Here is a 25,753-nt window from a genome sequence, read left to right on the forward strand (position 1 = left end):
TCGACAGGGCCCGGCAACTGCCGAGCCCTGTCCCTAGTGTGGAGGATGCTGTCGCAAGATCAACCGTCTATGGTTCGCCTGGCCCCTCGCCCCTAGCGCAACAAGTCGCGAACGTCCTTGGCCTGCCAATGCGGGAAGTGCTTGCGAATCAGGGCATTGAGTTCCAGCTCGAAGGCGGCCCAGTCGACCTCGCCACGCGCCTGGCCCGAGGCATCGGCGGCAGCGCGCACCATCCCCGCGCCCACGGTGACGTTGGTGAGCCGGTCGATGACGATGAAGCTCCCGGTGCCGGGGCTCTGGTCATAGGCGTCGAGCGGCACCTCGGCGGTCAGCTCGACCCGGCAGCGGGCGATGGCGTTCAGCTCCAGGCGCTCGGCCGGATGGCGCTCCAAGGTGTTGACGTCGATCTGGTGGTGGATGGCGTTCACCTGCCCCGCCACCGAGCGGCCGGCCAGGCGGATGTCGTACTGACGCCCCGGCACCAGCGGCTGCTCGTGCATCCACACGATGTCGGCATCGAAGGCGTTGGTCAGGGTGACCTCGGCATCCTCGGCGACGATCCAGTCGCCGCGGGAGATGTCGATCTCGTCCTCGAGCGTGACGGTCACCGCCTGGCCCGGCCAGGCCGCCTCCAGGTCGCCGTCATAGGTCACCACGCGCGCGACCCGGCTGCTCTTGCCCGAGGGCAGCGCCTTGACGGCGAGGCCGGGGCGCAGCACGCCGGCCTCCAGGGTGCCGGCGTAGCCGCGGAAGTCGAGGTTGGGGCGGTTGACGTACTGCACCGGGAAGCGCAGGTCGACGAGGTTGCGGTCGCGGGTCACCTCCACGGTTTCCAGCAGTTCCAGCAGCGCCGGGCCGGGCTCGCTCGCCTGGCGGTACCAGGGGGTGCGGTCGCTGCGGTTGACCACGTTGTCGCCCTCCAGCGCCGAGATCGGCACGAAGTGGAGGTCGCGCACCGAGAGCTGTTCGGCGAAGCGGCGATAGTCGGCAACGATCTCCTCGAAGCGCGCCTGGGAGAAACCCACCAGGTCCATCTTGTTCACCGCGATGACCAGGTGCTTGATGCCCAGCAGGTCGGCGATGAAGCTGTGGCGTCGGGTCTGGGTCTGCACGCCGTAGCGGGCGTCGATCAGGATGATCGCCAGGTTGGCGGTGGAGGCCCCGGTGGCCATGTTGCGGGTGTACTGCTCGTGCCCCGGGGTGTCGGCGATGATGAACTTGCGCTTGTCGGTGGAGAAGAAGCGATAGGCCACGTCGATGGTGATGCCCTGCTCGCGCTCCGACTGCAGGCCGTCGACCAGCAGCGCCAGGTCGACGGCGTCGCCGGTGGTGCCGCTCTTCTTCGAATCGCGGGTCAGTGCCGCCAGGTGATCGTCGAAGATCATCTTGGAGTCGTGCAGCAGCCGGCCGATCAGGGTCGACTTGCCGTCGTCGACGCTGCCGCAGGTGATGAAGCGCAGCAGGTCCTTGTTTTCGTGCTCGTGCAGGTACTGCTCGATGTTGTCTGCTATCAGAGAAGACTGATGGGCCATGATGACATCCCGAAAATCATTGATCAGACGCTGAGCGAAAGTCAGCCAGAGGCAGCGAGTTTTCGCCAGCGGCTAGAAGTACCCCTCGCGCTTCTTCTTCTCCATCGAGCCCGCCTGGTCGTGGTCGATGGCCCGGCCGCTGCGTTCGCTGGTGCGGGTCAGCAGCATCTCCTGGATGATCTCCGGCAGGGTGTCGGCCCGGGACTCCACCGCGCCGGTCAGCGGGTAGCAGCCCAGCGTGCGGAAGCGTACCCAGCGCTCCTCGGGTACCTCGCCGGGTTCGAGCGGCAGGCGCTCGTCGTCGACCATCACCAGCATGCCGTCGCGCTCCACCACCGGCCGCGGGGCGGCGTAGTAGAGCGGCACGATGGGAATCTGCTCGAGGTGGATGTACTGCCAGATGTCCAGCTCGGTCCAGTTGGAGAGCGGGAAGGCGCGGATCGACTCGCTCTTGTTGATCCGGGCGTTGTACAGGTTCCACAGCTCGGGGCGCTGGCTCTTGGGGTCCCAGCGGTGGTACTTGTCACGGAACGAGAACACGCGCTCCTTGGCGCGGCTGGCCTCCTCGTCGCGGCGGGCACCGCCGAAGGCGGCATCGAAGCCGTACTTGTCCAGCGCCTGCTTGAGCGCCTGGGTCTTCATCACGTCGGTATAGCCGCTGGAGCCGTGGTCGAAGGGATTGATGCCCGCGGCGCGCCCCTCCTCGTTGATGTGCTCGATCAGCTCCATGCCCACCTCGCCGGCCATGCGGTCGCGGAAGGCGATCATCTCGCGGAACTTCCAGGTGGTGTTGATGTGCATCAGCGGGAACGGCGGCGGCCCGGGGTAGAAGGCCTTGCGCGCCAGGTGCAGCATCACCGAGGAATCCTTGCCGATCGAGTAGAGCATCACCGGGTTGCGGAACTCGGCCGCCACCTCGCGGATGATGTGGATCGACTCGGCTTCCAGCTGCTGCAGATGGGTCAGCCGGTGCGGCGACAGGGAGGTCGGCGAACCGGCAAGCTGGGAGGCCGGCTGTTGCTCGGGAGCTTTGAGACTGGTCATCGGCCCGGGTACCTCGCATGACGATGGGCAGTAAGGATCATGCGCTACAGGTTAAGCCGTGACGGTAATAACGTAAAAGAATGATTACCTATCTTTTTAGATCGAAATCGAATCGTAGATCAGAGATCGATGCGCTCGACCCAGGTCAGCCACTCGTCGCCGCGCAGGTCGAGGATGCGAAAGCCCGGCCTCGACGCCTCGTCGATGGCGAAGTCGTCGGAGCCGGCCAGGAACTGGTCGGTGGTCGAGGGGCAGCCGTAGACCATGACCTCGCCGTGCTCGAGCCGCTGGCGCCCGGCGAAGGCCTGGTGGATGTGCCCGCAAAGCACGGCCTTGAGCTGCGCAAACGGCGCCAGCGCCTGCCACAGGGCATCGCGATCCTTGAGCCCGATCTGGTCGAGCCAGGCCGAACCGACCGCGAGGGGAGGATGATGCATGACCAGCAGCGTGGGGCGCTCGTCCTGCCGCAGCCGCTCGACCAGCGCGCCGATACGCGCCTCGCCAAGCTCGCCATGGGCATGCCCCTTGACGCAGCTGTCCGCGACCAGCAGCCGCCAGTCACCCAGGTCGATGTCATCGTGGATGGCCTTGACGTCCTTCATCAGCTCCTGCTGATCGTGGTTGCCGCCCAGCCAGAACCAGGGGCAGCCCAGCGTCGACAGGACCCGATGGGCGTGCTGGTAGGAAGCCGCCGTCTCGTCCTGGCTGACGTCGCCGCTGACGATCACCAGGTCCGGGCGCTCGGCGCGCACGGCCGCCACCACGGATTCGAGCTGGCGCAACGGGAAGCCGGCCCGGGAGCGGGCGGCGGGATCGGCATGCAGGTGGCAATCGCTGAGCTGGACCAGCCGCGTCATCCCGGCAGTTCCGTCACATTGGTGGGATGGCCGTGCTCCAGGCCGTGGGCCAGCCACTCCCCCAGGAAGCGGTTGAGCTGGAGCTTCTCGTCGGGCTGGAACATGCGCACGTTGGGGTAGCGGTAGCGCCCGTTGAAGTGGCGCTCGCGCTGGAAATCGGTGACCTCGGCCATGCGCACGTCGTGGTAGAGGTGCACGCGCATGCAGGGCGGCTCGATGACCGCATCCATCAGGCCGCTCTGGCTCACGCGGGCGATGGTGGTATAGGGCGCCCGCTCCAGCACCGACAGCCACAGGGTGCCGAAGCGGCCCCGCCCGCCGGAGAGCTCGAGTTCGCGCGTCTCGCCCGCACCCAGATCGCCCAGCAGCCGAGTCAGGCGCAGGTAGTTGGCGCTGCATTCACCCTGCAGGCCCTTGAGATCGGTGACATAGGCGGTTCTCGCCACGCTACCCCCTTGCTCGTAGAGAAGCTCGTTCGGACGCCAACCAGTAGAAGGCGATCAGACACATGGCATTGTCGAGTCGTCCAGCCTGCAAGAGTTCCCAGGCCTGATTGAACGGTAACACGTGAACGCGGATATCCTCATGCTCTTCGTCCAGGCCATGCACGCCGCCCAGCCCGCCGCAGTCGACCAGTGCGCAGAACAGCGTCACTCGCTCGGAGCAGGCGCCGGGGCTTGGGTAGTAGGTGTGCAGCTCGATCAGCTCACCGACCTCGCAGCCGGCCTCCTCCATGGCCTCGCGCCGGGCCACCTCGGCCGCGCTCTCGCCCGCGTCGACCAACCCGGCGACGATCTCGAGCTTCCACGGCGAGGCGGGGTCGTCCAGGGCGCCGGCACGGATCTGCTCGACCAGGGCCACACAGTCGCGCTCGACGTCGTAGAGCAGCACGCCGACGGCGTCATGCCGCACGTGCACCTCACGCACCATCTCGGCGCTCCAGCCGCCCTCGAAGAGGCGATGGCGAAGGTGCACCTCGTCCAGGCGAAAGAAGCCCTGGTGCAGGCAGCGGCGCTCGATCAGTTCGGCATCGGCCGCGCCGAAGCTGGGCAGGCGGGCGGCATCCCGGCCGCCATCATGGGTGTCGGACATGCCAACCTCCGAGTCTGCGAATGGCGACCATTATCATGACCGGAGCCGGCGATGCCAACCGCCGCAGGCGAATCCGTGCGCTGCATGCAACCAGGCGCACGGCGGAGCGGCCCTACAGCCGGGACAGCAGCGCCCTCGCCTCCTCGCGCAGCGCCTCGTCCGAGCCCTGGCGATCCTCGCGAGCGGTGCCGTCGACGGCACGCTGGGCATGCTCGCGCGCCTCGTCGCGGCGCCCCTCGTCCTCGAGGAAGGCGGCATAGTAGTAGTTGACGTCGATACCGTCGGGGCGAATCTCCAGGGCACGCTGGAACATGCGCTCGGCGGTCTCGCTGTTGCCGAAACCGATGGGCCTGCCCGGGGCGCGGTCGTAGAGCGCGCCCAGGGTCACGTAGGCCGAGCCGTTGCCGCCTTGTGGGTCAAGCTCGATGGCCCGCTCCAGGGCGGCGCGCGCCGAGCGGGCGCTGCTGAGCGCGCCCAGGCCGCTGCGCTCGCGGGCATGCGACGCCTCGATGATGCCGTACCAGATGAGCGGCTGTGCCTCGCCCTCATTGTTCTCGCTCAACTGTTCGGCTTCGCCGGCCAGCGACTTGAGCGCACCGCGGCGCTGCCCCTCGGCCTGCTGCGTGTTGATCTGTTCCCAGCGCTGCTTGAGGGACTGCACCTCCTCCTCCCAGGCCAGGGCGCCTGCGAACGGGGCGATGAGCAGGCCGGCCCCCAGGGCGGCGGCAAGTAACTGACGTCGTGGCATGTCCAGACTCCTTCCTTGCATTGAGCGGTTGTTGTTTGGCGGCGGCGAGGCCGCCCTCCAAAATGTAACGAACGTTTGAATGATACGCCAGTCCGATTGCCGCCCCCTGGCCTCGCGGCGACGAAATGGCGTATGTTGCCTCTCATGCAACCAGCTCGGAGGAGCGCGATCCCATGAAGGGCCGCAACATGACGCGCTGGCGCGATCCGGCCAAGGACCCGCGCCAGGAACCCAGGAGCAACCTCATCACCGCCGAGGGCGCGGCGCGCCTGCGCGGCATTCTCGACCATCTTTCCCGGGTCAAGCGCCCCGCCCTCTCGGCCAAGGTGGGCGAGGCCGCGGCGCTCGGCGATCGCAGCGAGAACGCCGACTACACCTACAACAAGAAGGAACTCAACCGGGTCATCGCGCGGATCCGCTACCTCACCCAGCGCCTCGACGAACTGCAGGTGGTGAACCGGCTGCCGGCGAATACCGACAAGGTCTACTTCGGCGCCTTCGTCACCCTCGAGGACGAGGAAGGCGAGGAGATTCACATCCGCATCGTCGGCCATGACGAGACCGACACCGCCAGGCGCTGGATCAGCATCGACGCTCCGCTGGCCAAGGCGCTGCTGGGCAAGTCGCTGGACGACGAGGTCACGGTCAAGGCGCCGGCGGGCGACACCACCTATATCATTACCGAAATTGCTTACCGGGATCCGCAGCAATAGCGAATGGAGGCAGTACTATGCCCGTCGTATTCCGCTACAAGGGAATTCGTTTCTTCTTTTACTCGAACGAAGGCAATCCCCTGGAGCCCATGCATATTCATGCAGAGAGCGGAGGCGGCGAGGCCAAGATCTGGGTCATGCCAGCTTGCGCAGCTCATGCAGTTGATAGAAGAAGAACACCGCAGCGAGATCGAGAGGGCCTGGAATGAGCATTTCTGCCAAGACCGTCAGCTTTGACGAACACACCATGTGGGCCGAGCTCAGCGATGGCCGGACGCTCGGCGTTCCCCTGGCATGGTTCCCCCGCCTGCTCCATGCCAGCCCTGCAGAGCGCGAGCAGTGCCGTATCAGCTATTCGGGTAAGGGACTGCATTGGGATGACCTCGACGAAGACATCTCCATTGAAGGACTCATTGCCGGTCGAGGAGACGTGGCCCGGCACCACGGACGAGTCGCCTGAATTTTTGTGTCCTCAGCCTCCTGCACTCCGAGACTTGTACACCCGAAACCGCCGGTCATCGGCCAAGATATCGAACCCACCGAAGGCGCTTTCCAGCAGGTCCGGATAGGGCAGGAAGGCGTTGGCCACGAGCAGCAGCGTCCCACCCGGCAGCAGATACGCCGGTGCCTCGCGGATCAGGCGCCCGGCCGGGCCGTAGTCGATGCTGCGCTCCTGGTGGAACGGCGGGTTGCTGACGATGGCGGCGAAGCGCCGGCCGTCGAGCGCCGAGTAGACGTCGCTGGCCAGCGCCTGCCCCGCCAGCCCGTTGGCCGCCAGGGTGCGCCGGGTGGCTTCCACCGCGAAGGCGTTGACGTCGACTGCCGTGACCCGGTGACCACGTCGCGCCAGCCAGGCGGCGAGGATGCCGTCGCCGCAGCCCATGTCGAGCACGTCCGGCGCCTTGTCAGGCCCCGGCAGTTCCGCTTCGAGCCGCTCGAGCAGCAGCCGCGTGCCCTCGTCCAGCTTGCCGTGGCCGAACACGCCGGGGTGGCTGACGAGCGTCAGCCCCTCGGCTTCGAAGGTGGTCCAGGCGGCCTCCGGGTCGATGCCGACTTTGCCGAGGCGCGTCTCGAACAGGATGCTGCGCCGCGCGCTGTCGCGCTTGCGACAGCCCAGCCCCAATGCCGCCAGCACCTTGAGCACGCGCTTGATGCCGCCCTGGTTCTCGCCCACCAGTTGCAACGGCGTGCCCGGCGGCAGGTTGGCGCACAGCCACAGCAGCCACCACTCGCCGAGTGCGTGGCTCTTGGGCCAGAACAGCACCGCCCCGGGCGGCTCCCCAGTCGGCAGGGCTTCGAACGGCGTGAAGGCCGGGCGGCCGTGTTCACGCCACGCCTGCAGCACGCCATGGTCGGCGCTCAGCACGCGGCCCTGCCCCGCCTCGAGCCAGGGATCGCGCGGCGGCGCCACCCATAGCCAGCCGCGATAGTCGGCGTCCTGGCGTTCCAACAACTGGCAGACCGGCGTTTCGGCACTCATCGGGTGCTCTCCTGGGACGGCGGCTCGCCCTCCTTCACCAGCGTGTAGAGCAGGTAGCGGCCCAGGCGCCAGTGCGGCTCGGCCCGGCAGTAGCGCCGCTCCAGCGCCACCAGGCGCTGCCAGTCGGCCTCGTTCGCCGGCGGCTGGCGCAGGTAGTCGTGGAACACACGAATGCCCGCCACGCCGCGGATCGACAGGCCGTGCTCGTGGCTCCAGGCGGCGATCTGGTCATGGCACAGCGGCGAGATCGGGGTCAGGCGCTGGCGCTTGCCGGTCCCCTCGAGACGGTCGTCCAGCGCCTTCTGCAGGTTGCCCTTGACCACGTTGGAGAGGCGCAGCGCATCGCGGTTGAACACCATCAGCGACAGCTGGCCATTCGGGGCGAGCCCCTCCGCCAGGGTGGCGAAGGCGCCACGCGGGTCGCTGAGCCATTCCAGCACGGCGTGGCAGGCGATCAACGGCCAGGGGCCGGGCGCACGCTCCGGCAGCGCCTGCAGCGGGGCCTGAACGAAGCTCACCGGCAAACCGCCCAGTGCCTCTCGAGCCTGGTCGAGCATGTCGCCGGCCGGCTCCAGCAGCGTAACCGCGTGGCCGTGCCGGGCGAACCAGGCGGAGAGCTGCCCGAGCCCGCCGCCGACGTCCAGCAGCGGCTGGCCGTCGAGTTCGAGCATGGCCGGCAGCAGCTCGTCGAGCATGGCCAGGCGCAGCGCGCCGCGCGGCCCACCGTAGAGGCTGCCGGCGAACTTCTCGGCCAGGCCGTCGAAATGGCGGTCACCGGCGGCGGAAAGAGGCGTGGGATCGGTCATGGCTGGGCTGCTTTCACGGGGTGTGGCGCGCATTCTACCCGTCTTGCCAGGGTCTGGGCAGGTGTCGGCCCCAGCCCACCTCGGCTTCGACCTGCGCCGCCAGCGCCAGCAGGCGCCTCTCGTCGCCCATGGCACCCAGCACCTGCACACCGACCGGCAGCCCTTGCGCGGTCATGTGCAGCGGCAGCGACATGGCCGGCTGACCGGTCAGGTTGGCCAATTGGGTGAAGGGCGTGCGGGCCAGAGCATCACGCGCCAAGTGTCCGAGCATGCCCGCCTTGAGCGCCAGTGCCGGCAAACCGGGTATCGCCAACAGCGACATCAGGCGCTGGTGCGCCGGCGGCGGATAGAGCTCACCCAGGCGTGGCGCCGGCGCCGCGGTCACCGGCATCAGCAGCACGTCATAGCGGCGGTGGAAGGCGCCCATGGCGCGTGCCGCCGAATTCCAGTCGCGCTTGGCCAGCTCGTAGTCGCGTACCGGCAGGCGCCGCCCCAGGCGGGCGATGGCGCGCGTCGAAGGCTCGATTTCTAGACGCGTGACGGGCACGCCGGTCTCGCGGGCGATCCAGGCCAGGTCGGCGCTGAGATGCCCCAGGTAGAGCGTCAGGTAGGCGGCCGCCAGGCGCTCGCCATCGACCGGCGGGTCGGCCCACTCGACGTGATGCCCGAGGTCCTCGAGCGTTGCGGCCGCTGCTTCCACCGCCTGGCGCACCTCGGCGTCGAGCACGCTGCCGAGCGGCTTGCCCAGCGGCTCACCCAGCGAGAGCGCCACGCGCAGCGGCTCGGGCGGGCGCTCGAGCGCCGCCAGATAGCCGGTTTCGCGCCTGACCGGATACGGCGCGCCCTCGTCCATGCCGTTGGTGGCGTCGAGCAGGGCGGCGCTGTCCCGCACCGAGCGGGTCACGGCGTGCTCCACCACGGCGCCCTGCCACACCTCGGCGTGGAGCGGGCCCAGCGGCACCCGCCCGCGCGAGGGCTTGAGGCCGAACAGCCCGCAGTAGCTGGCGGGAATGCGGATCGAGCCGCCGCCGTCGCCGGCCATGGCCAGCGGCACCAGGCCCGCGGCCACCGCGGCGGCCGCGCCGCCGCTGGAACCGCCGGGCGAATGCGACGGCCGCCAGGGATTGACGGGATGTGGAAAGGCGCGAGGCTCGGTGATCCCCATCAGCCCCAGCTCGGGAGTGGCCGTCTGGCCGAGGATGGCGAATCCCGCCTGGCGCAGGCGGGCAACCAGTGTCGAGTCCACCGGCGGCCTCCACTCCGCCAGGGCCGCGCTGCCGAAGGCCAGCGGCTCGCCCTCGATGGCCATCAGCAGGTCCTTGGTCAGGGTCGGCACCCCGGCAAACGGCGCCCTCGGGTCACCGGCCTCCACCTCGCGCCGAGCCCGCTCGAAGCGGGTGCGTACCACCGCCTGCAGCGAAGGATTGCCGCCCTCGATGGCCCGGCGAGCGGCGTCGAAGACCTCCTCGCGGCTCACCTCCCCCCGGCGAATCAGCTCGGCCAGGCCCAGGGCATCGTACCGACGGTACTCCTCGCTCTCCATTCGTCCCCCTTCCCCAACGATGACCCCGATGATGCCGGGGGAAGCCGTGCGAGGCAACGCAGCCCGGTGCGGTTTATCTCGACGCCACAAGCGCTTATAATGCGCAGCCGTGCGCCCCCTTAGCTCAGCTGGATAGAGCGTCCCCCTCCTAAGGGGAAGGTCTCAGGTTCGAATCCTGAAGGGGGCGCCAATCCTCAGGCTCTCGCAAGTGCCCTCCGCCGACCGGATTTCCCCGCCCCTGCCAGTCCCCCCGAGCCTTGTATCCCCGCAGCGTGCCATCTACCTTCTAGTGGCTGATGCTCCACGACGACGAGGCAACGGAATGCCCATGCCCATCGATGCTTCTTCCCTGGCCGCCGCCACTGCCCTGTTCGGCGCCTGCACGCTGGTGATCGGCATCGTGGGGACCCGGCTGGCCAGGATCGTCGACCAGCTCGCCGATCGCACGGGCCTGGGGGAAGCCATGGCCGGGGCGGTATTGCTGGGGATGGCCACCTCGCTTTCAGGCATCGTCGTATCGGTCTCGTCGGCCTGGACCGACAAGCCCGAGCTCGCCATGAGCAACGCCCTGGGCGGCATTGCCGTCCAGACGGTGTTTCTCGCCATTGCCGACATCGCGCACAGGCGGGCCAACCTCGAGCACGCCGCGGCCTCCCTGGGCAACATGATCCAGGGCGGGCTGCTGCTCTCCCTGCTCAGCCTGCTGCTGGTGGGGCGCTACGCCCCGCAGTGGACCTTGCTGCAGGTGCACCCGATCACGCCGCTGCTGTTCCTTGCCTACCTGTTCGGCCTGCACCTGGTCAGGTCGTCCCGCTACCGCCCCATGTGGAACCCCGCGAAGACTCGCGAAACGCGCGCCGACGAGCCGGAGGCGTCCTCCAACGAGCGCTCGCTGACGTTCCTGTGGCTGCTCTTCCTGCTGCTCGGGGCCAGCATCGGCATCGCCGGCTGGCTGCTCGAACGCAGCGCCACGGTCATCTCGGAGGAAACCGGCCTCAGCCAGGCGGCCGTCGGCGTGCTGCTCACCTCGGTGGCGACCTCGCTGCCCGAACTGGTCACGACGGTGGCGGCGGTTCGCCAGGGGGCGCTGACCCTCGCCGTGGCCGGCATCATCGGCGGCAACGCCTTCGACACCCTGTTCGCCGCCGCCTCGGACGTGGCCTACCGCGGCGGCTCGATCTACCACGCGATACCCGATCACGTCGCGCTGTGGATTGCGCTGTCGATCCTGATGACCAGCGTGCTGCTGCTGGGGCTGCTGTTTCGCCAGGAGCAAGGGCCCGGCCGCATCGGCTTCGAGAGTCTCCTGATCATCGCCCTGTACCTGGCCGGCATCGTCATGCTGATCGCCGGCTGATGCGCATCGAGACGCGCTGCCGCTGGGGCAGAATTCACGCCGTCCTCTCCTGCAGGTGCAGGTAGAGCGGGTCGAACTCCCCCGCCTGCTTCAGCCTCTCCCGGTCGAGCACGGCGAATCTCGTTTTCCTGCTCTCCACCAGCCCATCGGCACGCAGCGCCTGGAGCGTGCGGCTGACATGCACCGCGCTGATGCCGATCGCGTCTCCCAGCTCCTCCTGGGTGATCGGCAGCTCGAAGGCATTGCCCTCGACCAGCCCCACCGCCTCGAGTCGGACCAGTAACTCGCACAGCAGGTGGGCCATCCGGGTATAGGCGTTTCGCTGCCCGATGTTGAGCAGCCACTCGCGAAAGATCGAGGCGTCCACCAGGGTCTCGCGCCAGAAGGCGGCGGTGAGACGGGGATGCCGCTCGCAGGCCCGGCGCAGGTCGTCGTGCTGGATGAGCCCCACCGTGCACCGGCTGAGGCTGGCGAGGCTGCTGTCCATGACCGCCAGGTGCAGGCTCTGCAGGTCCGGTATGTCGCCGGGGACATGCAGTGCCATGATCTGGCGCCGGCCCTCGTAGCTCAGCTTGAAGACGCAGGAAAATCCATCAAGGACCAGGCAGCACTGGTGCGGCCGATCGCCGATCTGCACGATAGGTCGGTCGGGCTCGAGGTGCACCACCCGAACCGGCAACTCCCTGAGCGCCTGCCGCTCGTCGGCGGACAGGGGGAAGATGCTCTGCAGCTTGCGAATCATCAGGGTGTCGGGCCTGTGCGCCTCGGCGTTCATGCATCGCTCCGTGAAGGTCCAGAATCCACTGCCTTCACCCTAGTTCAAATGGACGCCGATTCGAGCGAAGGGGTCGAAGGCATTTCCCCCGGCCCGGCGTCATCGGCGGCAACGGGAAACGCGCGCGGACGGGAGCACGATACGTGGATCATGCACCGTAACACGCCGGCCACCACTTTCGTGTTAGGCTGGGATTCGCCAAACCGGCGAACTTTCAGGCAGGAGGCCAGAATGTTTCAACGCACAAGGAAAGTCGCGTGTCCCCACTGCAACGGCGCCAACTTCTGGCACGGCAACCCCAGGCCCACCGACGTGCTTCATTGCCGCTACTGCGACGCCGCCGTCATCCGCTACGACGATTATGTGGAGCAGGCCGCCCGGCGCGAGGCCGAGCGCTTGATTGCGGAATTCGTCGAGACCGACGTTTCCCGCGAACTCGCCCATCTCAAGGCCGTGCTGGCGGCCCCCGAGGGCCGGCCGGGCCAGTGAGCCGAGCCCTTCGCTCCACCCCGTCCCCCAAGCCATAGGCTTGAACGGCCACCCAGCGGGTGGCCGTCGCGTCGGCGCCGGCTGAGCCCACTGGCCGCGCCGTCCCGCCGAACCGGCCCCTCATCGAAGCTGTCGCTAGCGCCATGCCGCGGGGACGACACCGGCGCCAGGGCGAACGCCAGGCGTAAAAAAAAACCGGCCCCGAAGGGCCGGTTCTGTCGTCGATGACTCGACGTGTCGACTTGCTGTACCGCCAGGCTCGCTTAGAAGTGGTAGCGAGCGCCAACCAGCCAGTACATGTTGTCGCTGTTCTCTTCGACGTCGACGCCATCGGCAGTGCTGACGGTGATGTCACCCTGGTCGGCACGGTTCAGCTCACTGAACACGTCGAAGTTGCTGGACACCTTGTAGTAGGCGCCGGCGGCCCAGGCGGTACGATCGTCGCCGTTGTCCGGGCTGACGCGGTAGACGTCGGCGTTGAAGGCCCACTGACCCAAGGAGTAGGTAGCACCCAGGCCCCAGGTGTCATAGCCAGAGTACTGCTCTACGTCGCCGCCATCATCGATAGCGCCATCGTTGGTATCCTGGGTCTCGTAGCCCAGACGAGCAGAGAAGCTGTCGTTGAAGGCGTAGGAAGCAGTGGCACCGTAGATGTTCTCGTCGGCACCGCGCAGGTCCGCGCCAGTGTAACGATGACGGGTTTCGCGACCGCTCAGAGCATAATCATCGCTGTCCTCAGCGAAGCCGAGTGCCAGGCGCAGGCCAGCCATTTCGTACTTGACGCCACCCTGAACATTGATTTCAGAGGAGCGGCTCTCGCCATTCTCTTCCAGACCGTTGCCGGTGTAGTGCTTGCCCATCAGGAAAGCCTGGAAGCCGGACAGGTCGGGAGTGATATAGCCGAGAGAGTCGCCGCGGGCCTGCAGGTCGCCGCCGGCACCCTTGGAGAACTCGAGGCCGCGGTCGATGTAGACATCGAACGGGGCAGCGACTTGGCTGTTGTAGAAGCTGTCGAAGTTACCCGCCATCACGGTACCGAGGCCGGCACTCTCGAGGCCGATATAGCTGTGACGAACTTCCTGGAAACCAGCGTCCAGATCGCGCTCGTCGCCATTGAAACGCCACTCGATGCGACCGAAGGCCTTGAGATCGCTGTTGATCTGCTGGCTCATGGAGAGGCCGAGGCGCGAGTAGATGTTGCGGAACTCGGTACCGCCGGTCTTGGCTTCACCAGCCTCTGTGTCAGGCTCGCCGCCGCCGGAGATACCCAGGGCGATACGGCCGTTGACGATCAGCTGGGTGCCGTCCTGGTCGTAGACGGTGGCGGCCTGAGCGGCAGCGGAGGCGCCCAGGGCACCGGCAATGGCAGTCGCTAACAGTGTCTTTTTCATCGCGATAGTTCCTTTCACTAGCTTACTGTTTCGATCGTTGCTGCACGGATCGGTGATCGGTGCAGGTAGCTTGCCGGGCATGGGTCCCGCCGCGCTTGGCTCGGTTCCTTCTCAGGAAGCGCCTGGGCCGGTCATGACCTCAGCGAAGCCTTGTTATAGTCCAATGCTCGCAGGTAGAACTCTATACCGGGGAAAATCGGAACGCAATAAGAAAAAACACTGTTTTCCTTCGACGCCCGCCCCCCCGCCGGAACTTTTCCCTGCCGATGCGGTCCCGGGCGCTCCCGCCCCAGGGCCGCGTGCCGCAGGCAATGGCAGCAAGCTTGCCTGGCAGCGATGAGCCCGCACATCATGCCCCGCTCATTTAGCAGTGGCAAGGCCGGTTTTTTAACGCCGCAACGGCCGCAGCCCTCACTGCCCCTTCGCCTGGCCGTTGTGCTTGGCCAGCAGGGCCGAGAGCTTGGCCTCCATGCGCGCCTCGGGATCGGCCGGTGCGGCGGGCGGGTCGGTGGGTGCCGCCTGGGCCGTCGGAACGGCTCTGGCCTTGCGCGGCTGGCCCTTGGCGCCCTCGCGGCCGCGAACGGCCTTGTCGTTGCGTCGCGGGGGGCCGCCCGCCGTGCGGCCGCGCTCGCGCCGCTCGCTCTGCAGGCGTTCCAGCTTGCGCCTGGCGTGTTCGGCGGCCTGGGCATCGACGCTGCCGGCGGGCGCGCCGTCGAGATCGATGCGCTCGGCGCCCTCGCGCACGGCCTTGAGATAGCGCGGCAGGTTGACGTAGCCCGCCAGGGCCCGGCGCACCAGCTTTTCGGGCCAGGGCTCGCGGGCGGCGAGGTCGTGATGGATGCCCACCTTGAGCGGCCGGGTGTGGCCCTTGAAGAAGGTACTGGGATAGCGCTGGTACCACTCCCTGAGCAGCGCATCGGCGGAAGGCGCCTGTTCGATGGCAAGCCGCCCCTGGCGCGCGTCCGCGGTCGACGCGCCCTGCTGCGTCGAATCCTGCCGCTCGTGCCCCTCGTGCCGCCCTGGCTCGGGCTGGCCCGAAGGCTCGTCTGCCGCCGGTGCCTCCCGCTGAGCCGCGGATGCTTCGGGGGCCGCCTCGCCCGGCGAGGATTCGCTCGCAGGCGCCGCCTCGACCGCCGCGCCGCCAGCCGTTTCACGCGCGGTGCCGGCATGGTGGGCGTCGTCCCGCGGGCGCTGGCCCATCAGCGCCGCTAGCCCCTGGGCGCGCCGGGTCGCGCCGGGGAACACCGGGGCCGGCTCGCCCTTGCGCAGGCGCTCGCGCAGGCGGGCGTTGTCCTCCTCGAGTTCGCGATTCTGCTCGTCGAGCTCGCGGTTCTCCTCCATCAGCTCGAGGCGGGCCGCCTCCAGCTCCTGCCGCGCCGCCTCGGCCTCGCCCAGCTGGGCTTCCAGGCGTTCCAGCTGGGCGCGGCAGCGGTGCAGCTCCTCGAGCGCGCTGGCGGCACGCGACTCCAGGGCACTCAACAGGTGACGTGAACGTTGTTCGGTCAAACCAGCATCCTCCTGGCAGGCTCACGTGACGACACGGCGAGGGACACAGGTTGGTCAAGCGTCCATGATCCAGCAAGTGTGTGCCACAAGCGAGGCGCTGACAAATCTCAATCCGCCCGGCGCCGGTATTCGACGAAGCTGTAGGCCGGCTGGCCCGGGGCGGGCGTGCCCGGCACCCGCTGCACCTCTTCCCACTCGCGCTCGTCGAGCTCGGGGAAGCGCGCGTCGCCCTCCACCTCGACCGCCACCTCGGTCAGGTAGATGCGGCTGGCATGGCGCAGCGCCTGGGCGTAGATCTCGCCACCGCCCATCACCATGATCTCGTCGACGGCGTCGATGGTGGCCTGCTGATCGGCCAGGAACAACGCCGACTCGAGGTCGTGGCAGACCCGGACGCCGTCGTGGTGGAAGGTCTCGTCGCGGGTTACCACGATATTGAGCCGGCCCGGCAGCGGCCGACCGATGGAGGCGAAGGTCTTGCGCCCCATGATCAGGGGCTTGGCCTGGGTCATGCGCTTGAAGAACTTGAGGTCCTCGGGCAGGTGCCAGGGCAGCTTGTTGTCGATGCCGATCACGCCGTTGCGCGCCACCGCGGCGATCATCGCCACCGGCACCAGGGTCTCGTCCGTCATACCGCCACCTCCGCCTTGATGTGCGGGTGGGGGTCGTAGCCTTCGATGGCGATGTGCTCGAAGCGAAAGTCGAACAGGTCGTCGACCTCGGGGGCGAGCACCAGCCGGGGCGCCGGTCGCGGCGTGCGCGACAGCTGCAGCTCGGCCTGCTGCAGGTGGTTGAGGTAGAGGTGCGCGTCGCCCAGGGTATGCACGAAGTCGCCCGGCTCGAGCCCGCAGACCTGGGCGATCATCCGGGTCAGCAGCGCATAGCTGGCGATGTTGAACGGCACGCCGAGGAAGATGTCGGCGCTGCGCTGGTAGAGCTGGCAGGAGAGCCGCCCCTGGGCCACGTGGAACTGGAACAGGCAGTGGCATGGCGGCAGCGCCATCTCGTCGACCAGCGCCGGATTCCAGGCGGAGACGATCAGCCGCCGCGAGTGCGGCTGGGTGCGGATCTGCTCCAGCAGCCTGGCGATCTGGTCGACGTGGCCACCGCGGGGATCGGGCCAGCTGCGCCACTGGTAGCCATAGACCGGGCCGAGGTCGCCCTTCTCGTCGGCCCACTCGTCCCAGATGCTGACCCCGTTCTGCTTGAGATAGGCGATGTTGGTGTCGCCGCGCAGGAACCACAGCAGCTCGTGGATGATCGAGCGCAGGTGCAGCTTCTTGGTGGTCACCAGCGGGAAGCCGCGCGCGAGGTCGAAGCGCATCTGGTGGCCGAACAGCGAGCGTGTGCCGACCCCGGTGCGATCGGCACCGTCCACGCCCTGCTCGAGCACCTGGCGCATCAGGTCCAGGTACGGCTGTTCGAGAGCGGGCGGTTCGTGAGGGGACCTGGCGAGCGCGGTCTGGGCGTTGTCGTCAGACATCGTTGGCGAACTCTTCGAATAGGTGGGCGACAGGGCTGGGAGTTTACCGCTCTCTTCGGCTCACGTCCCATGCCCGCTCGTATCACTTCGTGAGGGCGTTCCCGACCCGCGGCTGGCGTCGCGACCAGGCGATCAGGGCAAGGCCGAAGGCGATCATCGGCAGGGTCAGCAGCATGCCCATGGTGAACCAGCCGAAGGCGAGATAGCCGATATGGGCATCCGGCAGGCGGAAGAACTCGACCAGGAAGCGGAAGGCACCGTAGAGCAGCAGGAACAGGCCGGACACCAGCCCACGGCGGCGCGGCGCGGCCGACACCCACCACAGGATGGCGAACAGCACCGCGCCTTCGAGCAGGGCCTCGTAGAGCGAGGTGGGGTGGCGCGGCTCGGGGCCCATGCCGGGAAACGGCATGCCCCAGGGCAGCTCGGTGACCCGCCCCGGCAGCTCGCGATTGATGAAGTTGCCGATGCGCCCGGCACCCAGGCCGATCGGCACCATGGGGGCGAAGAAATCGGTCAGGGTGAAGAAGGCCATGCGCTTCTTGCGCGCGAACCACAGTGCCGCCAGCAGCACGCCGATCAGCCCGCCGTGGAAGCTCATGCCGCCGTCCCACACGCGGAATACCCACAGCGGGTCGGCGGCCCACTGGCCCAGGCCGTAGAACAGGGCGTACCCCAGGCGACCGCCCACCACCACGCCGACGGCGGCGTAGAACAGCAGGTCGCCGACGTCGTCCCGGGTCAGGCCGAAGCGCTCGGCGCGCAGCCGTCCGAGCCACCAGGCACCGACGAAACCAACGACGTACATCAAGCCGTACCAGTGGACCTGGAAGGGACCGAGGGAGATGGCCACCGGGTCGATATCGGGATAGTTCATGCTTACCTCAGAACAGGAAACGGAGCCCCACGACCAGCAACAGCGCCGCGAAGGCGAGCCGCAGGACGCGGGCCGAGAGCACGTGGGCGAGGCGTACGCCCAGCCGGGCGAAAGGCACGCTGGCCAGCACGATGCCGAGGAAGGCGGGCCACATCACGAAGCCGGTGGCGCCCACCGGCAGCGAGGGGTGGTGCCAGCCCACCGCGATGAAGGTCAGCGCACCGAACAGGGCGATGGGCAGGCCGCAGGCGGCGGAGGTGCCCACCGCCTGGGTCATGCTGGCGCCGCAGCGGGACAGCCAGGGCACGCAGAGGGTCCCGCCGCCGATGCCGAACAGTGCCGATACGCCACCGATGACCGCTCCGGCGAGGCCCATGGCCAGCGGCCCCGGGGCCGCCCGGCCCGCCCTGGGGCCGACGCCCAGCGACAGCCGGAGCGCCACCAGCACCACGAAGACGCCGAACAGGGTGCCCAGCAGGCCGCCCGACAGCGCGCCGGCCACGAACACCCCGGCGATGGCACCCAGCACGAGACCGGGCAGCAGGGCGAGGAACCACTCGCGGCGGACGCTGCCACGCTGGTAGTGCGCCCAGGCCGAGGAGGCCCCGGTCACCAGGATGGTGGCCAGCGAGGTGCCGATCGCCAGGTGCAGGGCGACGCTGGGGTGCACGCCCTGCAGGTCGAAGGCGAACACCAGGGCCGGGACGATGATCAGGCCACCGCCGACGCCGAACAGCCCCGCCATGGTGCCGGCCGCCGCGCCCAGCGCCAGGTAGCCGAGTAGAGTGAGGAGGACGCTCATGTCGGTGAGGATTCCTCGAACGCATCGGGTCGCCAGCGCCGCAGGAGCTGGATCAGTTCGCGCGGACCGTAGGGCTTGGCCAGGTAGTCGTCCATGCCGGCCTCGTCGAAGCGGCGCCGGTCGCTCTCGCTGGCGTTGGCCGTCAAGGCCACCAGGATGCTGCGCCCGGCATCGGGCCGCTGCGCCTCCTGCTCGCGCCAGCGGCGGGCCGCCTCCACGCCGTCCATGCCGGGCATGAAGATATCCATCAGCACCAGGTCGTAGGCGTGCCGATGCTGCTGCTCCAGTGCCTCCAGGCCGCTGGCGACGCTGTCCACGCGCAGCCCCTGGCGCTCCAGCACCTGGCTCGCCAGCATGCGATTGACCGGGCCATCGTCGACCACCAGCACGCGCAGCGGGCCCGCCTGGCCGGAGGCGAGCCGCATCTCGCGCAGCGCCGTTTCGCCCTGCTCGCCGGTCAGGCTGCTGATCAGCAGCTGGATATCGGCGATGCGCTCGTTCAGGTGGGCGCTGCGGTGCGGGTCGACGCGAACCTCGTCGCTCTTCAACTCGCGGGCCAGTTCGGAGAGCAGCGGCTCCAGCTCGCGCTGCAGCAAAGTCAGGTAGCGCGACTTGAGGCGGGAATCCTCGCGGGCGCGCTCCCGGGCCGCCAGCAGCCCGCCGAGGTCATCGGCGCCGGCGCGGGCGAAGAGCAGGAGCTGGTAGGGGGACGCCTCGAGCCACTCGACCCGGAAGGAGCGCCAGCGGCCTTCCGCATCGAGCACCTGCACCTCGACCGGCTTGCTGCCGCTCGCCTCGCCGGCGACCAGGCGGGTTGCGGGGTCCTGCCCGGCCAGTGCCTCCTGGCTCTCCCCCAGCAGCTGCTCCATGGCCAGGTTGGCGCCGACGATGCGGCCGTGATAGAGCAACAGCGCGGGGCGCGGGCTGGCCATCAGCAGGTCGGCCGGGTTCGGCACCAGCCCGAGCCGGGACTGCAGCTCGAGCATGCCGTCGTGCAGCCGCTCCAACCGGTCGATCACCGTGCCCTCGCGGCCGGACGGCTGGCGGGGATCCCCCAGCCAGCGCGGCAGGCACTGCTCGGTTTCCTGCAGCAGCCGTTCGATGCGGGCGAGGCGGCCTTCGATCTGGCCCTCGCATTCGCGCAGGGTGTGCCGCAGCTGCAGGAGGAAGGCCGAGACGGTCAGGGTGGTGCCCACCAGCAGCGCCAGCAGCAGCCAGGCGGCTTCGGCCCAGGAGGTCGGATCGGGCGTGGCCAACCACAGCACCGCCCCCACCAGCAGGCACAGCAGCACCAGGGCGGCCTGGGCCAGCAGCAGCGGCCAGAGAAGCGGCCAGATCAGGTACGACCAGAAGCGGTCCTTGCGAGTTCCGACAGGCATTCGCATCCCTGTGCCAAGCAGTGTGGCTGTGAGTTTACGCCGACGGGCCCCGGCTGTCATGGCGGTGCGTGGCGCGTAAGTACGTGCGTTGCAGAGAGATTCCCTGGCGTGTCACGCCCTGTGAGGCGCCGCCGGGACCGTAGCGATGCTCCTCGAGCAGGATGACGCCCGCCTCGTCGTTCCACTCCAGCCAGGTCGTGGCCCGGGTGCCGTACTGCTCGCCGACGATGAAGGGCGCCGACAGCCGGCGCTCCAGCGCCAGGCCGACGCCGGTGTCCGGCAGCCGTTCGTCGTCGGCCGCTCGGTCGTCGGCCAGCGCCGCCAGGGCATCTTCCGGCCAGCGGCGGCGCAGTGCCGTCGCCAGCCCCTGCCGGGCGGCGATCAGCTTGGGCCAGGGGGTGTCGAGGGTGGCGTTCGACAGGCCGTGAATGCCGGGCGACACCGCCGCCAGCTGCAGCCGTTCAAGGCTGCGGTGCAGGTGCCACAGGCGATGGCCGTCGCCGGCCAGCAGGTTGAAGCCGGCATAGCGACAGCCGCCACCCTCGGCGAGCCCGGCCAGCCACCCGGGCAGGTCGTCGCACTCCAGTGCCTCGCGCACCAGCTGCCCCCGGCTCGGGGCGCCCGGCGCCACCCGAAGCCCCGGATCGCGCACGTTGGTCACCGCCGCGACCCGCCCGCGACGATGCGCCGCCAGCCAGCTGCCGCCGGCCTCGAGGTCGCGGCCGCCGACGATGTCGGGGGCGTCCTCCCACGCCTGGAGCGGTGCCGTCGCTCGCTGGTGGAATTCGTCGCGGTTGGCCACCAGCCGCAGCGGCAGCGGCGCCCCGGGGCGGAAGTCGAAGGCGATGAGGCACATGGGCTGGCGTTCAGTCCCGCGGCGGCAACAGGTGCGCCAGCTGCCACTCGCTCAGTCGCTCGAACAGGTGGCTGCGCACCGCACCCGGCGTGTTCAGCGCCAGGGTCTCGCTCACCAGGGCCTTGGCGGCTGCGAGGGAGACCCGGCGGATCGCCGCCCTGACCCGCGGCAGGCTGGGGGCGTTCATGGAGAGCGAGTCGAAGCCCATGCCCATCAGCAGCAGTGCCCCGGCCGGGTCCCCGGCCATTTCGCCGCATACGCATATCGGCTTCTTGAGCCGCTTGGAATCTTCGGCCAGCCTTGCCATGGCGCACAGCACGGCGGGATGGCAGGCGTCGTAGAGGCTTGCCACGCGAGGGTTGTTGCGGTCCACCGCCAGCAGGTACTGGGTCAGGTCGTTGCTGCCCACGGAGAAGAAATCGACGCGCTCGGCCAAGGCGTCCAACTGGTAGAGGGTGGCCGGCACTTCCAGCATCACGCCGACCTTGGGCCGCGGCGAGACGATGCCCTCCTCGCCCAGTTCGCGAATGGCGCGGTCGAGCATGCGCAGCGCATCGTCGACTTCGTCGACGTTGGTCACCATGGGCAGCAGGATCTGCATGTTGTCGAGCCCCTGGGAGGCGCGCAGCATGGCGCGCAGCTGCACCATCAGCACCTCGGGGTGGTCGAGGGTGACGCGGATGCCGCGCCAGCCGAGGAAGGGGTTGGCCTCCTCGATGGGGAAATAGGGCAGGTCCTTGTCGCCGCCGATATCCAGCGTGCGCATCACCACCGGCAGCGGCGCGAAGCTCTCCAGCTGGTCGCGGTAGAGCCGCGCCTGCTCCTGCTCGCCCGGGAAGCGCTCGGCGATCATGAACGGCACCTCGGTGCGATAGAGCCCCACTCCGCTGATGCGCTTCTTGAGCGATACCGTGGTGTCGATCGCCAGGCCGGTGTTGACCATCAATGGCATGACATGGCCATCCGGGGTCTCGCTGGGCAGGTCCTGCTCGTGCTCGAGCACCTCGACCAACGCCGCCTCTTCGGCGATCAGGCTCTCGTAGCGGGTCTTGAGCTCGTCCGAGGGCCGCACGAACAGGCGGCCGCGGTGCCCGTCGAGCACCACCTCGGCGCCGGAGAGCCGCGGCAGCGGCAGGTCGACCATGCCCAGCACGGTGGGCACCCCCATGGCGCGGGCGACGATCGCCACGTGGGAGGTGCTCGAACCGCGCACCGACACCAGCCCGGCAAGCCGGTCCCGCGGCACCTCGCCCAGCGTGGCGACGCTGATCTCGTCGCCCACGAGGATGGTGCTCTCGGGGAAGACATCGGGCACCTGCGGCGTCTCCTCCTGCAGATGGGCCAGTACCCGCCGGCCCAGGTCCCGCACGTCGGCGGCACGTTCGCGCAGGTAGTCGTCGTCGACCCGCTCGAGGTACTGCACGTGGCGGCGCACCACGTCGGCCAGGGCGCCGGGCGCCCACTGCCCCTCGCGGATGCGCTTCTCCACCTCGTGGGACAGCGCCGCCTCGCTGAGCATCTGCTGGTAGACCTCGAACAGCGCCAGCTCCTGGGCCGAGATGCGGTTGGCCAGGCGCTCGCCGGCGGCGCGGATCTCCTCGCGCACGCGCTCGATGGCCTCCTTGAGGCGCACGATCTCGTACTCGACGTCGGTCGGAATCAGGTCGGGAACGCTGTCCAGGTCGGCCAGCGGCGCCACCACCACCACTTCGCCGATGGCCATGCCGGGGGAAGCGGCCACCCCGGTGAACATCGCCTGGCCGCCCGGCAGGGCGGGCCGGCTGAGGCTGCCGGTGGCCAGCGCATGGGCCAGTACGCCGGCGAGCTGCGCCCCCATGGTGATGAGGAAGGCCTCGTCCTCCTCGTCGTAGCGGCGCTTCTCCGCCTGCTGTACCACCAGCACGCCGAGCATGCGGCGCTGGTGGATGATCGGCACCCCGAGAAAGCTGGAGTAGCGCTCCTCGCCGGTGGCCTCGAAGTAGCGGAAGCGCGGGTGCGAGGGGGCATCCTCGAGGTTGAGCGGCTCCTCGCGCTCGGCCACCAGGCCGACCAGGCCCTCGCCCACGCGCAGGCTCACTTGCCCCACCGCCTGGCTGTGCAGGCCGATGGTCTCCATCAGCACGAGCTCCTGGGTCTCCAGGTCATGGAGATAGAAGGAGCACACGTCGGTGTGCATGGCCTTGCGGATACGCCGAACCATGGTCGCCAGCGCCGCATCGAGATTGCGGGCCCCGTTGACCTCCTGAATGACCCGGCGCAGCACCTCCAGCATCGGCGTCTTGCTTTCCATTGTTCTGTTACCTCGCCTGGCTGAGGAATCAAGACCGAGCACCGTCACCCGAGGAGGACGAGGCTGCGTGACGGGGCCCTGCGCTGCCCCTCGTATCGTGTCCAGCCACCATGCCGTCGGTGGATGCCGGCAATCGGCGGATGCCTTCGATCAGCGGCCTTCGAGCGCCAGCCGCTGGGCACGCGGGGAGAGTTCGCTCAGCGCGCGGCGATACACCTCGCGCTTGAAGGGCACCACCTGGCCCAGCGGATACCAGTAGCTGACCCAGCGCCAGTTATCGAACTCGGGTTTTTCCGAGCCATCCATGCAGATGCGGTTCTCCTGGCAGCGAATCCGCAGCAGGAACCACTTCTGCTTCTGGCCGATGCAGACCGGCCTGGAATTCATGCGCACCATGCGTCGTGGCAGGCGATAGCGCAGCCATCCCCGGGTACAGGCCAGTAGCTCGACGTCATCGGCGGTCAGGCCGATTTCCTCCTCCAGCTCGCGGTAGAGCGCCTGCTGCGGTGTCTCGGTTGACTTGATGCCTCCCTGGGGAAACTGCCACGCATTCTGTCCCACCCGACGCGCCCAAAGCAGTTGCCCGCTGGCGTTGGCGATGATGATGCCAACGTTGGGGCGAAAGCCGTCAGCGTCGATCACGGACGTCACCTTGTGAAATTCGTCATTGCCTGCATTCTTCCACAATGGCGCGAAGCGCATCAATACAACGATCAGGGGAGCGGCCTCGCGCGGCCATTCCGCGGCACCGGAAAAAGCGCGACGGGGCTTAGCAGCGCAGGGCGTTGTCTGACATAATCGCCAGCTTTCACGCAATGCAGCATGACGTTACGACAATTCACCACAGCGCAAGGGGAAAGCCGTGAGTCTGGCCATCTTCGACCTGGACAACACCCTGCTCTCCATCGACAGCGACCACGCCTGGGGCGAGTTCCTGCTCGAGCAGGGGGCGGTGGATGCCGAGGCCTACCGTGAAGCCAACGATCGCTTCATGGCCGACTACGAGGCGGGCACGCTGGACATCCATGCCTTCCTGTCGGTGGCACTCCGGCCGCTGGCCGAGAACAGCCCCGAGCAGCTCGCCGCCTGGCACCAGCAGTTCATGGCCAGCAAGATCGAGCCCAGCATCCTGCCCAAGGGCGAGGAGCTGCTGGCGCGCCACCGCAGCCGCGGCGACACCCTGCTGATCGTCACCGCCACCAACCGCTTCATCACCGGCCCCATCGCCGAGCGCCTGGGCGTGGACCACCTGATCGCCGTGGAGCCGGAAGTGCAGAACGGCCGTTACACCGGCCGGGTCAGCGGCACGCCGAGCTATCGCGAAGGCAAGGTGAAGCGCCTGGAGGAGTGGCTGGCGGACAAGGACCTGACCCTTGACGACGCCTGGTTCTACAGCGACTCGCACAACGACCTGCCGCTGCTGCGGCTGGTAGAGCACCCGGTGGCGGTCGACCCCGACCCCACCCTGCGCGAAGAGGCGGAGAAGCGCGGCTGGCGCATCATGAGTCTGCGCGACTGATCGGCTACGGGCTACTGACTACGAGTTATGAGCTACGGGCGATCAAGCCCCCGGTCCAACTGGCTCGACAAAAGAACCCCCGCCAGGCGCGGCCTGGCGGGGTTCTTGTCGCTCGAAGCTCGTGGCACGCAGCCCGCGGCTGCTTCGCCTTAGTTCGATCAGCCCAGCAAATGCTCGACGGCGGCGCGCTCCTGGCGCAGCTCGTCTTCCGTGGCCTGCATCTTGGCACGGCTGAACTCGTCGATCTCGAGCCCCTGCACGATCTCGTAGTCGCCGTTCCGGCAACGCACCGGATAGGAGTAGATGATGCCCTCGGCGATGCCGTAGCTGCCGTCGGAGGGAATCGCCATGCTCACCACCTGGTCGGTACCCAGCGCCCAGTCGCGCATGTGATCGATGGCGGAAGAGGCGGCGGAAGCGGCGGAAGAGGCCCCGCGCGCCTTGATGATCGCCGCGCCGCGCTGCTGCACGGTGGGAATGAAGTCGTTCTCGTACCAGTCGCGCTCGACCAGGTCGAAGGCCGCCTGGCCGGCCACCTTGGTGTGGGCCAGGTCGGGGTACTGGGTGGCGCTGTGGTTGCCCCAGATGATCATGTTCTCGACGTCGGTGACGCGCTTGCCGGTCTTCTGCGCCAGCTGGGTCAGGGCGCGGTTGTGGTCCAGGCGGGTCATCGCGGTGAACTGGCGCGGGCTGAGGTCCGGCGCGTTGCACGAGGCGATCAGGGCGTTGGTGTTGGCCGGGTTGCCCACCACCAGCACGCGCACGTCGCGGCTGGCGTTGTCGTTGAGCGCCTTGCCCTGCACCGAGAAGATCGCCGCGTTGGCTTCCAGCAGGTCCTTGCGCTCCATGCCCGGGCCGCGGGGACGGGCGCCCACCAGCAGGGCGAAGTCGGCGTCCTTGAAGGCGACGTTGGGGTCGTCGGTGGCGACGATGTCCTGCACCAGCGGGAAGGCGCAGTCGTTCACCTCCATCACCACGCCGTTCAGCGCGTCCATCGCCTGGGGAATCTCGAGCAGCTGGAGAATCACGGGCTGATCCGGCCCCAGCATGTCGCCCGCCGCGATACGGAAGATAAGGGAGTAGCTGATCTGGCCGGCACCGCCGGTAATGGCAATACGTACGGGATCTTTCATCGTTGCTCCTTCGATTGAGCCGCCGTGAGGGAAACACTGCACGAAAGCCTGCGCGAGCGAATCGCCCAGCATTTCCCGAGG

At 68.4% G+C, this 25,753-nt stretch carries 27 protein-coding genes and 1 tRNA gene; 7 read left to right on the forward strand and 21 right to left on the reverse strand.

Annotated elements, in window-relative coordinates; all coding sequences use genetic code 11:
• Positions 1–92: 92 nt before the first annotated feature.
• From cysN to DIS04_RS11120, 6 genes are all read right to left on the reverse strand, one after another.
• Positions 93–1,532 carry a sulfate adenylyltransferase subunit CysN gene (gene cysN / locus DIS04_RS11095; RefSeq protein ID WP_111413845.1) on the reverse strand — a complete coding sequence of 480 codons (1,440 nt, stop codon included), beginning with the start codon at positions 1,530–1,532 and terminating at the stop codon, positions 93–95.
• Between the two features lie 72 nt (positions 1,533–1,604).
• On the reverse strand, positions 1,605–2,576 hold the full coding sequence (cysD, locus tag DIS04_RS11100) for a sulfate adenylyltransferase subunit CysD (RefSeq protein WP_422667857.1): 972 nt from the start codon (positions 2,574–2,576) through the stop codon (positions 1,605–1,607).
• Between the two features lie 119 nt (positions 2,577–2,695).
• The gene (locus DIS04_RS11105; RefSeq protein WP_111413846.1) at positions 2,696–3,433 is read right to left on the reverse strand and encodes a metallophosphoesterase; all 738 of its coding nucleotides are present in this window, start codon (positions 3,431–3,433) and stop codon (positions 2,696–2,698) included.
• Positions 3,430–3,879: a DUF1249 domain-containing protein gene (locus tag DIS04_RS11110; protein ID WP_111413847.1), complete on the reverse strand. Its 450-nt coding sequence runs from the start codon at positions 3,877–3,879 to the stop codon at positions 3,430–3,432. The genes DIS04_RS11105 and DIS04_RS11110 overlap by 4 nt, the downstream gene beginning before the upstream one ends.
• 1 nt (position 3,880) lies before the next feature.
• The gene (locus tag DIS04_RS11115; protein WP_111413848.1) at positions 3,881–4,525 is read right to left on the reverse strand and encodes an NUDIX domain-containing protein; all 645 of its coding nucleotides are present in this window, start codon (positions 4,523–4,525) and stop codon (positions 3,881–3,883) included.
• 112 nt (positions 4,526–4,637) lie between these two features.
• Positions 4,638–5,273 (reverse strand): TRAP transporter TatT component family protein, encoded by a 636-nt coding sequence (locus DIS04_RS11120; RefSeq protein WP_111413849.1) that lies wholly within the window; start codon positions 5,271–5,273, stop codon positions 4,638–4,640.
• Positions 5,274–5,446: 173 nt separating this feature from the next.
• On the opposite strand from DIS04_RS11120, the gene greB reads away from it, so the two are divergent.
• From greB to DIS04_RS11135, 3 genes are read left to right on the forward strand one after another with little or no spacing between them, the layout of a single operon-like run.
• Entirely contained in the window at positions 5,447–5,986 is a 540-nt protein-coding gene (gene greB, locus DIS04_RS11125) for a transcription elongation factor GreB (protein WP_111413850.1), read from the forward strand.
• Between the two features lie 17 nt (positions 5,987–6,003).
• Positions 6,004–6,195, forward strand: a complete 192-nt coding sequence (locus tag DIS04_RS20945) for a DUF4160 domain-containing protein (protein ID WP_111413851.1) — start codon at positions 6,004–6,006, stop codon at positions 6,193–6,195.
• Positions 6,192–6,446, forward strand: a complete 255-nt coding sequence (locus tag DIS04_RS11135) for a DUF2442 domain-containing protein (RefSeq protein ID WP_111413852.1) — start codon at positions 6,192–6,194, stop codon at positions 6,444–6,446. Before DIS04_RS20945 ends, DIS04_RS11135 begins: the two co-directional genes overlap by 4 nt.
• 12 nt (positions 6,447–6,458) lie before the next feature.
• Here the strand turns inward: DIS04_RS11135 and DIS04_RS11140 are convergent, their stop codons facing one another.
• The 3 genes from DIS04_RS11140 to DIS04_RS11150 are packed head-to-tail and all read right to left on the reverse strand — an operon-like array spanning position 6,459 to position 9,815.
• Positions 6,459–7,466 carry a methyltransferase gene (locus DIS04_RS11140; protein WP_111413853.1) on the reverse strand — a complete coding sequence of 336 codons (1,008 nt, stop codon included), beginning with the start codon at positions 7,464–7,466 and terminating at the stop codon, positions 6,459–6,461.
• Positions 7,463–8,272, reverse strand: coding sequence for a methyltransferase domain-containing protein (locus DIS04_RS11145; protein WP_111413854.1), 810 nt, complete (start codon positions 8,270–8,272; stop codon positions 7,463–7,465). Before DIS04_RS11145 ends, DIS04_RS11140 begins: the two co-directional genes overlap by 4 nt.
• Before the next feature lie 34 nt (positions 8,273–8,306).
• Positions 8,307–9,815: an amidase gene (locus tag DIS04_RS11150; RefSeq protein ID WP_111413855.1), complete on the reverse strand. Its 1,509-nt coding sequence runs from the start codon at positions 9,813–9,815 to the stop codon at positions 8,307–8,309.
• A 113-nt stretch (positions 9,816–9,928) separates the two neighbouring features.
• On the opposite strand from DIS04_RS11150, the gene DIS04_RS11155 reads away from it, so the two are divergent.
• A tRNA-Arg gene (locus DIS04_RS11155) sits at positions 9,929–10,005 on the forward strand.
• A gap of 132 nt (positions 10,006–10,137) precedes the next feature.
• The gene (locus DIS04_RS11160; RefSeq protein WP_111413856.1) at positions 10,138–11,172 is read left to right on the forward strand and encodes a sodium:calcium antiporter; all 1,035 of its coding nucleotides are present in this window, start codon (positions 10,138–10,140) and stop codon (positions 11,170–11,172) included.
• 34 nt (positions 11,173–11,206) lie between these two features.
• Here the strand turns inward: DIS04_RS11160 and DIS04_RS11165 are convergent, their stop codons facing one another.
• Complete coding sequence (locus DIS04_RS11165; protein WP_111413857.1) at positions 11,207–11,947, reverse strand: Crp/Fnr family transcriptional regulator; 741 nt, start codon at positions 11,945–11,947, stop codon at positions 11,207–11,209.
• Between the two features lie 231 nt (positions 11,948–12,178).
• On the opposite strand from DIS04_RS11165, the gene DIS04_RS11170 reads away from it, so the two are divergent.
• Positions 12,179–12,436, forward strand: coding sequence for a hypothetical protein (locus DIS04_RS11170; RefSeq protein WP_111413858.1), 258 nt, complete (start codon positions 12,179–12,181; stop codon positions 12,434–12,436).
• 263 nt (positions 12,437–12,699) lie between these two features.
• Here DIS04_RS11170 and DIS04_RS11175 read toward each other — a convergent pair whose 3' ends face one another.
• From DIS04_RS11175 to DIS04_RS11220, 10 genes are all read right to left on the reverse strand, one after another.
• Positions 12,700–13,827 carry a porin gene (locus DIS04_RS11175; RefSeq protein ID WP_111413859.1) on the reverse strand — a complete coding sequence of 376 codons (1,128 nt, stop codon included), beginning with the start codon at positions 13,825–13,827 and terminating at the stop codon, positions 12,700–12,702.
• Positions 13,828–14,238: 411 nt separating this feature from the next.
• Entirely contained in the window at positions 14,239–15,333 is a 1,095-nt protein-coding gene (locus tag DIS04_RS11180; protein WP_245904546.1) for a ProQ/FINO family protein, read from the reverse strand.
• Between the two features lie 107 nt (positions 15,334–15,440).
• Positions 15,441–15,965: a dihydrofolate reductase gene (locus tag DIS04_RS11185; protein ID WP_111413860.1), complete on the reverse strand. Its 525-nt coding sequence runs from the start codon at positions 15,963–15,965 to the stop codon at positions 15,441–15,443.
• Positions 15,962–16,816 carry a thymidylate synthase gene (locus DIS04_RS11190; RefSeq protein ID WP_111413861.1) on the reverse strand — a complete coding sequence of 285 codons (855 nt, stop codon included), beginning with the start codon at positions 16,814–16,816 and terminating at the stop codon, positions 15,962–15,964. Before DIS04_RS11190 ends, DIS04_RS11185 begins: the two co-directional genes overlap by 4 nt.
• Before the next feature lie 82 nt (positions 16,817–16,898).
• Positions 16,899–17,693 carry a prolipoprotein diacylglyceryl transferase gene (gene lgt, locus DIS04_RS11195; RefSeq protein WP_111413862.1) on the reverse strand — a complete coding sequence of 265 codons (795 nt, stop codon included), beginning with the start codon at positions 17,691–17,693 and terminating at the stop codon, positions 16,899–16,901.
• 7 nt (positions 17,694–17,700) lie between these two features.
• Complete coding sequence (locus tag DIS04_RS11200; protein ID WP_111413863.1) at positions 17,701–18,495, reverse strand: sulfite exporter TauE/SafE family protein; 795 nt, start codon at positions 18,493–18,495, stop codon at positions 17,701–17,703.
• Positions 18,492–19,874: a response regulator gene (locus tag DIS04_RS11205; RefSeq protein ID WP_162623047.1), complete on the reverse strand. Its 1,383-nt coding sequence runs from the start codon at positions 19,872–19,874 to the stop codon at positions 18,492–18,494. The genes DIS04_RS11200 and DIS04_RS11205 overlap by 4 nt, the downstream gene beginning before the upstream one ends.
• A 34-nt stretch (positions 19,875–19,908) precedes the next feature.
• Positions 19,909–20,730: an NRDE family protein gene (locus DIS04_RS11210; protein WP_111413865.1), complete on the reverse strand. Its 822-nt coding sequence runs from the start codon at positions 20,728–20,730 to the stop codon at positions 19,909–19,911.
• Positions 20,731–20,740: 10 nt separating this feature from the next.
• Positions 20,741–23,002 carry a phosphoenolpyruvate--protein phosphotransferase gene (gene ptsP / locus DIS04_RS11215; RefSeq protein ID WP_111413866.1) on the reverse strand — a complete coding sequence of 754 codons (2,262 nt, stop codon included), beginning with the start codon at positions 23,000–23,002 and terminating at the stop codon, positions 20,741–20,743.
• 168 nt (positions 23,003–23,170) lie between these two features.
• The gene (locus DIS04_RS11220) at positions 23,171–23,662 is read right to left on the reverse strand and encodes an RNA pyrophosphohydrolase (protein ID WP_218938158.1); all 492 of its coding nucleotides are present in this window, start codon (positions 23,660–23,662) and stop codon (positions 23,171–23,173) included.
• Positions 23,663–23,882: 220 nt separating this feature from the next.
• On the opposite strand from DIS04_RS11220, the gene DIS04_RS11225 reads away from it, so the two are divergent.
• Positions 23,883–24,539, forward strand: a complete 657-nt coding sequence (locus tag DIS04_RS11225; protein WP_111413868.1) for a histidinol-phosphatase — start codon at positions 23,883–23,885, stop codon at positions 24,537–24,539.
• A 158-nt stretch (positions 24,540–24,697) separates the two neighbouring features.
• Here DIS04_RS11225 and DIS04_RS11230 read toward each other — a convergent pair whose 3' ends face one another.
• Positions 24,698–25,672, reverse strand: coding sequence for a malate dehydrogenase (locus DIS04_RS11230; protein WP_111413869.1), 975 nt, complete (start codon positions 25,670–25,672; stop codon positions 24,698–24,700).
• Between the last annotated feature and the right edge of the window lie 81 nt (positions 25,673–25,753).

This window comes from Billgrantia lactosivorans (assembly GCF_003254665.1).
Lineage (GTDB): Bacteria > Pseudomonadota > Gammaproteobacteria > Pseudomonadales > Halomonadaceae > Halomonas > Halomonas lactosivorans.